The following is a 7,760-nucleotide window of genomic DNA, read 5'->3' as shown; positions in this document are numbered from 1 at the left end:
GTCATGGTTCTGGAAATCGACGAAGACAAACGCCGCATCTCCTTGGGCATGAAGCAGTGCAAGGCCAACCCTTGGCAAGAATTTGCCCAAAACACCAAGCGCGGCGACCGCGTCAAGGGCCCGATCAAGTCCATCACCGACTTCGGCGTGTTTGTGGGTCTGGCTGCCGGCATCGACGGCCTGGTGCATTTGTCTGACCTGTCCTGGAACGAGCCCGGCGAAGCCGCCGTGCGCGAATACAAAAAGGGCCAGGAAGTGGAAGCGCTGGTGTTGGCCGTTGACGTCGACCGCGAACGCATTTCGCTGGGCATCAAACAACTCGACTCCGACCCCTTCACCACCTTCTCTTCGATCAACGACAAGGGTTCTGTGGTCACCGGCAAGGTCAAGACCGTGGATGCCAAGGGTGCCGAGATCGATCTGGGCGACGACATCATTGGTTACCTGCGCGCCTCCGAAATCAGCCGTGACCGCGTTGAAGACGCGCGCAACGTGCTCAAGGAAGGCGACGAAGTCAACGCTGTGGTGGTCAATGTGGATCGCAAGACCCGCAACATCCAGTTGTCGATCAAGGCCAAGGATGCTGCTGACCAGAACGAAGCCATGGCCTCGCTCAGCCAACAGTCAGCCCGTGAAAACGCTGGCACCACCAGCCTGGGCGCTTTGCTGCGCGCCAAGCTTGACAACAATAACTAATCCGTTATTGAGCACCTGAACTGACGACCGGTTGCCCGTGCACCGGTCGTTTTTTTCTTCCTAATAAGTTGGGGACAGAGCCAAAAGTCTGTCCCGCAAAGGTATTGGTTTTATGACCCGCTCCGACCTCGTTGAAGAACTTGCCGCCAAATTTGGCCAGATCACCCAGCGCGATGCCGAGTTTGCGGTCAAGGCGATCCTGGAAGCCATGAACGACGCATTGGCGCGCGGACATCGCATTGAAATCAGGGGTTTTGGCAGTTTTTCTGTCAACTACCGTCCGCCACGCATGGGACGCAACCCGCGCAGTGGCGAAAGTGTGGCAATTCCTGAAAAACAGGTGCCCCACTTCAAGCCCGGCAAAGCGCTGCGCCAGGCTGTTGACCAGCGCACCCACGACATATTGCCAGCAGCCTGATGGCTCGGCGCCCGGCGCGTTCCGCGGCCGCTGCAAACGGTAGAATCTTCCCAACACTGGGAATCATCGATGAAAAAAATCCTGTGGTTGCTAAGGTTGATCCTCAAGGCAGCCATTTTTTTTACACTGTTTGCCTTCGCGCTGAACAATCAGCAAGTCACAACTGTGCATTTTTTCTTTGGCAGCAAATGGCTCGCGCCCATGGTGCTGGTGGTGCTTGGCGCTTTTTCCATCGGCGTGGTGGTCGGCGTTTTGGGCATGGCTCCCTGGTGGTGGAGACACCGGCGCGTCAATCAGGAAGCCGAGAAAACCCCTGCCGAGCCTGCAGCGCCAGCACAGGCGCCAGCCGTGACGCCAGCGTACGCCGATGGAATTTGATTTGAGTTGGGTCTTGTTGGGCCTGCCGCTGGCTTTCATGCTGGGCTGGGTGGCATCGCGTCTGGACTTGCGCCAGATCCGGTTTGAGAACCGTCAGGCGCCCAAAGCCTATTTCAAAGGCCTCAATTATTTGCTCAATGAGCAACAGGACCAGGCCATTGACGCCTTCATTGAGGCGGTGCAAAACGACCCTGACACCTCGGAACTGCATTTTGCCCTGGGCAACCTGTTTCGCCGGCGCGGAGAATATGAGCGGGCGGTGCGTGTCCATGAACACCTGCTGTCACGCGCTGACATCAGCCAGGCGGATCGGCACCGGGCCCAGCATGCGCTGGCGCTGGACTACCTTAAAGCCGGGCTGCTGGACCACGCCGAGACCGCCTTGCTCAAACTCGAGGGCACCTCCTTTGAAGCCCAGGCCCGTCTGGCTTTGCTGGCCAACTACGAACGCAGTCGCGACTGGCCGCAGGCCGCCCAGATGGCAGAAAAGCTGGAGCATGCCGGTCAAGGCAGCTTTTCCACGCGACTGGCCCACTATTTTTGCGAGCAGGCCGCCAGTCAGGCGGCTCAGGGACAACTTGAAGCCGCGCAGCAACTGTTGCAGCGCGCTATCGGCAAAGCGCCTGAGGCGGCGCGGGCGCGCCTTGATATGGCAAAACTGCAGGCACAACAGGGGCAGGTCACCGAAGCCTGGCAGACCCTGATGCAGGCCCTCGACTGTGCACCTACTGCGATCCCCCTGATCGCAAAACCGCTGGCTGAACTGGCTCAGCGCTCGGGTCACGGCGCAGCCACACTGGCGCGACTGCAGCAGCTCTATACAGAGCAGGCCTCACTGGACGTGCTAGAGGCCATTGTCAGCCTCTCCCAGGCAGACCCGGGCGGATCGGGCAGCGCGCGCGACTGGTATGCCCATCATCTCGCGAAAGAACCCTCCCTGGTGGCCGCGGCGCGCTGGATTGCGGGTGAAAAACTGGAACACGAACAATTTCACCCCCAGGTGCAACGCGCCCTGGACCATGCCATCAAGCCGCTGCTGCGCTACCGCTGCGCAGCCTGCGGCTTTGAAGCCATGCAGCATTTTTGGCAATGCCCGGGCTGCCAGACTTGGGACAGTTATCCGGCACGGCGGATTGAAGAACTATGACCATTTCAAAAGAACGTTTGAGTGAAGCCCGTGTGTTGGTGGTGGGTGACGTGATGCTGGACCGTTACTGGTACGGCGCCGTGGACCGCATCAGCCCGGAAGCCCCGGTTCCGGTGGTGCGCATCACGCGCGAGGAGGAGCGCAACGGTGGCGCTGCCAACGTGGCCTTCAATGTGGTCACGCTCGGAGCCCAGGCCTCCTTGCTCACCGTGGTGGGCGAGGACGAAGCCAGCCACAGACTTGAGCGGCTGGTAGCCAACACCGGCATCCAGACGCATTTTGGCCGCGATGCGCAGCTCAAGACCACGGTCAAGCTGCGGGTGATTGGCCGCCAGCAACAATTGCTGCGGATGGACTTTGAAAACACCCCAAAAAGCGAGGTGCTGGCGTCGCAATCGGCCACTTTTCTGGAACTCTTGCCCAGCCATCAGGCGGTGCTTTTTTCTGACTACGGCAAGGGTGGCCTGGCGCATGTGAGCGACATGATTGGACGTGCTGTCGAAGCCGGCAAACCGATCCTGATCGACCCCAAGGGTTCGGATTATTCGCGTTACCAACACGCCACCGTGATCACGCCCAACCGGGTCGAATTGCAGCAGGTCATTGGCGGCTGGCAGGACGAGTCCGACTTGCAGACCAAGGTGCAGAATTTACGCCAGCAACTCGGACTGCAGGCAGTGCTGCTGACGCGCAGCGAGGAAGGCATGACGCTGTTTGATGCCCAGGGAGGCATGGATGTCAGGGCGCAGGCGCGAGAGGTGTTTGACGTGACCGGAGCCGGCGATACCGTGATTGCAACACTGGCTGCGCTGGTGGCAGCAGGCATGAGCCTGCGTGAGGCCTTGCCATGGGCCAACCGGTCCGGTGGCCTGGTGGTGGGCAAGTTTGGGACGGCCACCGTTTCTTATGAGGAGTTGTTCACATGACACGTATCGTGGTCACCGGAGCTGCCGGTTTTATTGGTTCGAACCTGATCAAAGGCCTCAACGACCGGGGGTTGACTGACATCATTGCGGTTGATGACCTGACCCAGGGCGACAAGTTTCGCAATCTGGCAGACCTTCAAATTGCCGACTACGTGGATGCGGAAGTCTTCTACAACGCGTTTGAAGCCGACGCCTTCGGCAAGGTGGAAGCCGTTTTTCACGAAGGCGCCTGCAGCGACACCATGGAAAGCAACGGCAAGTACATGATGCAAAACAACTATGCAACTTCGGTTCAGTTGTACCGGAGCTGCCAAAAACGGGGCGCCCGCCTGCTCTACGCCTCCAGCGCGGCCACCTACGGCGGCTCAGACACCTTCCGTGAGGCGCCCGCGTTCGAGCAGCCACTCAACGTTTACGGCTACTCCAAGTTGCTGTTTGACCAGCGCATGCGCATTGAGTGCGGGCCTGCCTTTGAGAACGCCCTGAGCGGAGTTACCCGGCAAGTCGTCGGCTTTCGCTACTTCAATGTCTATGGCCCGCGCGAACAGCACAAGGGGCGCATGGCCAGCGTTGCCTTCCACCAATTCAACCAGTTCAAGAGCCAGGGCAAGGTCAAGCTCTTTGGGGAATATGGTGGCTATGCACCGGGCTCGCAAATGCGCGACTTTGTCTTCATTGACGACGTGGTCGCCGTCAACCTGTGGTTCTTTGACCACCCCGAAATCTCAGGTATTTTCAACCTCGGAAGCGGTCGTGCCCAGCCCTTCAACGACATTGCCAGTTCAGTGGTGAATGCGATGCGACAGACCGATGGACAAGCCGCGCTGTCACTCGATCACCTGTGCGAACAGGGCTTTCTTGAATATGTTGCCTTTCCCGATGCCCTGCGAGGCAAATACCAGTGCTACACCCAGGCTGATTTAAGCGCCCTGCGTGCAACAGGTTGCAACCATCAGTTTGCCGACGTGCAAACAGGTGTCGCCAGCTACATCCGGTGGCTGGCACAGCGAGCCTGAAACTGACGTGTTTAACACACACTTGAAAATTTGATCTCCCATTGTCAAGCCCCGGACGCCTACACTGATTGGGTCGGTGATCGGCGCTACCGGGTCGGACATCGACAAGGTTGTCATTTCTTTCAATTCACAGGGAGTCAGTACATGTTTAAGAAATTTTTGGCCATCACGGCCCTTTTGTTCGCCACCACTTGTTTTGCCGCTGTTGACGTCAACAAGGCCACCGCCGCAGACCTCGACAGCATCAAAGGCATTGGTCCAGGCACTTCCAGCAAAATTCTTGATGAGCGAAAAAAGGGCAACTTCAAGAGCTGGCCGGACTTTATTGAGCGTGTCAGCGGAGTCGGAGAAAGCAATGCTGCAAAATTCTCAGCCGAGGGCATGACCGTCAACGGTGAAGCCTTCAAGGCCGCCGCGCCCACGGCCAAGAAAGAAGCCAAAAAGGTCGAGGCCAAGTCTGCCACACCGGCACCAGCTGCCAGCGCACCCAAGAAATAGTGCCATCGATGCATGTTTCAAAAGCCCGCTGCCGCGGGCTTTTTTGTGGGCGAATCCGCTGATGTCAGTATGATGGTGCCCTCATGATGTCTGTCTTTGCAATTTGTGTCGGTGCCTGCGCGGGCGCGTTAATGCGTTGGGGCTTGGGCTTGTGGCTTAGCCCCGGCGCGATGATTCCAATGGGGACGCTTGCAGCCAACCTGATAGGTGGCTACCTGGTTGGGGTGGCAGTGGCTGTGTTTCAGGCCTTGCCGCATCTTGACCCGACCTGGCGCCTGGCCATCATCACGGGTTTTCTGGGTGCACTCACCACTTTTTCCAGCTTTTCAGCCGAGGTGGTCGGCATGCTTGGGCAGCAGCGCTACTTGCTGGGTTTTGGCACGGCCGCAATGCACTTGTTCGGCTCGCTGTTGCTCACGCTGGCCGGCATCAAGACGGTCACTTTTTTCGTCACATCGTCGGCTTGACCAGACCGGACAGAAGTCTTTTCAGGTGCGACTAGCCGCCGCCACGCTGCATGTACAAATCGAACCGTTTCATGAACGCGTAGCGTTGCTGGTCGTCGAGCCCGGCAAAGCGAAAGCTAACCTTGAGCACCGGAATGCTGATCAGGCCAATCACGCGCGGTGCGTCTGCCTGCCACTTCAGGCCCAACGCGCCATCACCAATGCGCACACCGGCGCTGCCCGCCTGCTGCTTCCAGTGGTGCTCACCAATGGCGCGGGGCAGCCACATCAGCCACTCAGCCTCGGTGCAGCCCATCTCGCGCTCGAAGCGTTCCGCATAAAAGTCCTGCATTTTTTGCTGGACTTCAACCGCCGGCAATCGGCGGCCAGATGGCCAGCACATCGCCCTCGGCCAGCGTCTGCGTCGGGCGTTTTTCGGGTGCTACGTAACTGCCGTTGATCAGCACCAGATGCACCAGTTTTTCCGGCAAACGGTGCTGCTCCACCAACTGGCCGATGGTGGTTTCGGGGGCAATGTCCAGGGCCACAATGTTGGTGTACTTGGACTCGGGTGGCAGGTAGTCGGTCAGTGACGCGAAAAGTTTCAGGGTGATCTTCATGCCCGCAACTTTAGCGCCTGCGCTCGTCCGCTGCACCCGTCCAATCGCTTTGCCCCTGCGCTGCGGCCAGGTAGGCTTCCATCAGCCGGGTCGGATCCTGCATCAGGGTGTTCGCCCAGTCGCCCAATTTGATCTGGCCCTCGACCAGGCCGCGCATCACGCCCACATGCTCGGTCCAGCCCACGCTGTTGCAGCCCACCAGCACGTCGTCCTTGAATTGCAGGCTCAAATGGCGTCCAGAGGGTTTGTCTGTGAGTTCCACATGCTGGCCGCCGGGCACTCCCTGCCAGTCGCCGAAACTGGCAGATATCAGCCCCAGGGTGTCGAGCACGTTGATTTGTGTCACCCCTTTCAGGTTGGCCCGGGGCACCCGCCCACGCGCATGCGCGACCATGTTGATGGCGGCAATACGCGCCTGTTCGGCGGCATTGGGCTGAATGGCGCTCACAATCATCTTGCCTGACACTTTGTCCAGCGCTTCAGCGCAGTCGCCGGCGGCATAAATACCGGGCACGTTGGATTGCAGGTGTTCGTCGGTCAGCACGCCCAGCAGACAGGTGATGCCCGAATTTTCCAGGTAGCCAATGGCCGGGCGCACCCCGGCGGCGCTGATGACCAGGTCGGCCTGCATGGTTGTGCCGTTGGAGAGCCTGACGGTGAGCGGCTTACCGGGCTCAATCGACTCGACCTTGGTGCTGGTAAACACTTCCACCCCCTTGGTTTCACACCAGTCGCGGATCATGCCACCGGCGGTGGGGCCCATCATGCGCGGCACCATGCGGTCGCCCATCTCGACCACACTCAATTTCACGCCGCGCGCCGCCAGCGCTTCCATGATGATGCAGCCAATAAAGCCGGCCCCAAGTTGCAGCACGCGGGCACCAGGCTGGGCCAACGTGGCAATGGCACGCGCGTCAGCCAGCGTCCAGCAACGGTGCACCCCTTCAGACTTGATGCCGGGAATGGGCGGCGTCACCGGGCGCGAACCGGTGGCCACCAGCAAGGTGTCAAAACGGATGCTTTCACCACCGTCGAGCACCACCGTTTTGGTGGCTGCCTGCACATGCTGCACATGCGCCACACGCACTTTAATTTTCAAGTCGTCAAAGTGCGTCGGGCTTTTGCGCAGATAGGTGCCTGCCTCGTCGATGTTGCCCATCAACAGGTAGGGAATGGCCATGCGCGAGTAGGCTGGCTCGGGCTCATCGCCAATGATCGTGATGCTGTCCTGCGGGGCCAATTTGCGAATGGTTTCAGCCGCGATGACACCGGCTGGACCGGCACCCAGGATGACGTGGTGGGTCATGATGATTTCTCCAGAAAAAAAGCGGCTGTTGACGCCGCTTGTTTATGACTCCGCTTGGTCATTGCGAGCGAAGCGCGGCAATCCATGACTTTCTGAATTGCCGCGTCGCTGCGCTCCTCGCAATGACGGTGAAGCGGACTTTACAGACTCAGGCGTTCTTTGGTGGCGGCGGTCGGACGACCCTCAGGGTCCCAGCCTCGGGCTTCGTAGTACAGCGGCAGCATGGTGGCGAGCTCGTTGAACTTGCCCTTGGCCGGTCCGGTCTTGCAAGCCTCCGCGGCTGTGGTCAGCCGGGCCGGCAGGCTGTCA

Annotated in this window: 12 protein-coding genes; 8 read left to right on the top strand and 4 right to left on the bottom strand. The window is 59.5% G+C overall.

The window, feature by feature from the left end:
- From GPS82_RS12465 to crcB, 8 genes are all read left to right on the top strand, one after another.
- Nucleotides 1–696 (top strand): S1 RNA-binding domain-containing protein (locus GPS82_RS12465; protein ID WP_296495198.1); only part of this gene is annotated, 696 nt, incomplete at its 5' end.
- A gap of 112 nt (nucleotides 697–808) precedes the next feature.
- Nucleotides 809–1,114 (top strand): integration host factor subunit beta, encoded by a 306-nt coding sequence (locus tag GPS82_RS12460; RefSeq protein ID WP_296495195.1) that lies wholly within the window; start codon nucleotides 809–811, stop codon nucleotides 1,112–1,114.
- 69 nt (nucleotides 1,115–1,183) lie between these two features.
- Nucleotides 1,184–1,492: a LapA family protein gene (locus tag GPS82_RS12455; RefSeq protein WP_296495194.1), complete on the top strand. Its 309-nt coding sequence runs from the start codon at nucleotides 1,184–1,186 to the stop codon at nucleotides 1,490–1,492.
- On the top strand, nucleotides 1,482–2,639 hold the full coding sequence (lapB, locus tag GPS82_RS12450; protein WP_296495192.1) for a lipopolysaccharide assembly protein LapB: 1,158 nt from the start codon (nucleotides 1,482–1,484) through the stop codon (nucleotides 2,637–2,639). The genes GPS82_RS12455 and lapB overlap by 11 nt, the downstream gene beginning before the upstream one ends.
- On the top strand, nucleotides 2,636–3,565 hold the full coding sequence (gene rfaE1, locus GPS82_RS12445) for a D-glycero-beta-D-manno-heptose-7-phosphate kinase (protein WP_296495190.1): 930 nt from the start codon (nucleotides 2,636–2,638) through the stop codon (nucleotides 3,563–3,565). The genes lapB and rfaE1 overlap by 4 nt, the downstream gene beginning before the upstream one ends.
- A complete protein-coding gene (gene rfaD, locus GPS82_RS12440) occupies nucleotides 3,562–4,581 on the top strand; it encodes an ADP-glyceromanno-heptose 6-epimerase (RefSeq protein WP_296495189.1) in 1,020 nt (339 codons plus the stop codon). The genes rfaE1 and rfaD overlap by 4 nt, the downstream gene beginning before the upstream one ends.
- Nucleotides 4,582–4,725: 144 nt before the next feature.
- Nucleotides 4,726–5,079 (top strand): helix-hairpin-helix domain-containing protein, encoded by a 354-nt coding sequence (locus tag GPS82_RS12435; RefSeq protein ID WP_296495187.1) that lies wholly within the window; start codon nucleotides 4,726–4,728, stop codon nucleotides 5,077–5,079.
- Between the two features lie 83 nt (nucleotides 5,080–5,162).
- On the top strand, nucleotides 5,163–5,546 hold the full coding sequence (crcB, locus tag GPS82_RS12430) for a fluoride efflux transporter CrcB (RefSeq protein WP_296495185.1): 384 nt from the start codon (nucleotides 5,163–5,165) through the stop codon (nucleotides 5,544–5,546).
- 31 nt (nucleotides 5,547–5,577) lie between these two features.
- On the opposite strand, the gene GPS82_RS12425 is transcribed toward crcB, so the two are convergent.
- The 4 genes from GPS82_RS12425 to GPS82_RS12410 form a co-directional block, all read right to left on the bottom strand.
- Nucleotides 5,578–5,877, bottom strand: coding sequence for a hypothetical protein (locus GPS82_RS12425; RefSeq protein ID WP_296495183.1), 300 nt, complete (start codon nucleotides 5,875–5,877; stop codon nucleotides 5,578–5,580).
- A gap of 13 nt (nucleotides 5,878–5,890) precedes the next feature.
- Nucleotides 5,891–6,145, bottom strand: a complete 255-nt coding sequence (locus GPS82_RS12420) for a MoaD/ThiS family protein (protein ID WP_296495181.1) — start codon at nucleotides 6,143–6,145, stop codon at nucleotides 5,891–5,893.
- Between the two features lie 10 nt (nucleotides 6,146–6,155).
- A complete protein-coding gene (locus GPS82_RS12415) occupies nucleotides 6,156–7,451 on the bottom strand; it encodes an FAD-dependent oxidoreductase (RefSeq protein WP_296495179.1) in 1,296 nt (431 codons plus the stop codon).
- Nucleotides 7,452–7,591: 140 nt separating this feature from the next.
- Nucleotides 7,592–7,753 (bottom strand): aldehyde ferredoxin oxidoreductase C-terminal domain-containing protein, encoded by a 162-nt coding sequence (locus GPS82_RS12410; protein WP_363717575.1) that lies wholly within the window; start codon nucleotides 7,751–7,753, stop codon nucleotides 7,592–7,594.
- Nucleotides 7,754–7,760: the final 7 nt, after the last annotated feature.

This window comes from Rhodoferax sp. (assembly GCF_011391645.1).
In the GTDB taxonomy this organism is placed as follows: domain Bacteria; phylum Pseudomonadota; class Gammaproteobacteria; order Burkholderiales; family Burkholderiaceae_C; genus Rhodoferax.
Note: the sequence above shows the minus strand (reverse complement) of the source record. Positions and strands in the feature narration are given on the sequence as shown.